This window comes from Nocardia sp. AB354, assembly GCF_049538315.1.
Lineage (GTDB): Bacteria > Actinomycetota > Actinomycetes > Mycobacteriales > Mycobacteriaceae > Nocardia > Nocardia nova.
The window spans coordinates 1-556 of sequence record NZ_JBMVFU010000077.1 but is presented as its reverse complement, the minus strand read 5'-3'; the positions used below and the strand labels follow the sequence as shown (position 1 = coordinate 556).

1 pseudogene is annotated in these 556 nt (G+C 72.5%); it reads left to right on the top strand.

The window, feature by feature from the left end:
* Positions 1-556, top strand: a pseudogene (locus ACPCUW_RS35160) (pyruvate carboxylase); the annotation flags it as partial.

Below are 556 nucleotides of genomic sequence, written 5' to 3'. Positions count from 1 at the left end.
GCGGGCGCCGGCGGCGCACACGCTGGTGACCGCGCTGCGCAGCAACTTCGATCTGCCGGTGCACGTGCACACCCACGACACTCCGGGCGGGCAGCTCGCCACCTACCTGGCCGCTTGGCAGGCCGGCGCCGACGCCGTGGACGGGGCGAGTGCGCCGATGGCAGGCACCACGAGCCAGCCCGCGCTCTCGGCGATCGTCGCCGCGGCCGCGCATTCGCCCTACGACACGGGGCTGAACCTCGATGCGGTCTGCGACCTCGAGCCGTACTGGGAGGCGCTGCGAAAGGTCTACGCGCCCTTCGAGTCCGGGTTGCCGGGGCCGACCGGGCGGGTGTACCACCACGAGATCCCCGGCGGGCAGTTGTCGAATCTGCGGCAGCAGGCCATCGCGCTCGGGCTGGGCGACCGGTTCGAGGAGGTCGAGGCGAAGTACGCGGCCGCCGACCGGCTGCTGGGCCGGCTGGTGAAGGTCACCCCGTCCTCCAAGGTGGTCGGTGATCTGGCCCTGTCGCTGGTCGGATCGGGCGTGGACGTGGACGATTTCGCCACCGACCCC